The 270-nt window shown below is 61.1% G+C and carries 1 protein-coding gene; it reads left to right on the plus strand.

Annotation, left to right across the window (positions count from 1 at the left end; all coding sequences use genetic code 11):
* The coding region (locus SB751_RS30795) for a helix-turn-helix domain-containing protein (RefSeq protein ID WP_410749125.1) at window positions 1-255 on the plus strand (255 nt) is incomplete at its 5' end.
* Between the last annotated feature and the right edge of the window lie 15 nt (window positions 256-270).

Consider the following 270-nt stretch of genomic DNA (forward strand, 5'->3'; position numbering starts at 1 on the left):
GTGGATACGACGGTGGCCCGCGCGGTGGCTGCGCAATGCGATGCGGAACAGCATTCGGGGTTCGATGGGCGATTGAAGATATCTCAGGAAGAGATCGCGGCCTTGTGCGGAGTGTCACGGCAACGCTGCAACGCCACGTTGACTATGCTGGCACGCGAGGGGGTGCTGCGGACCCACTATGGCGGGTTGACGGTGCTGGATACCGACGCGCTATATCGCTTAGCGAAAATCAGTCGAAAGCCCGCTGCGGGTTGAGGCGCTTCGAACTAG

This window comes from Cupriavidus sp. SIMBA_020 (assembly GCF_046535395.1).
In the GTDB taxonomy this organism is placed as follows: domain Bacteria; phylum Pseudomonadota; class Gammaproteobacteria; order Burkholderiales; family Burkholderiaceae; genus Cupriavidus; species Cupriavidus campinensis.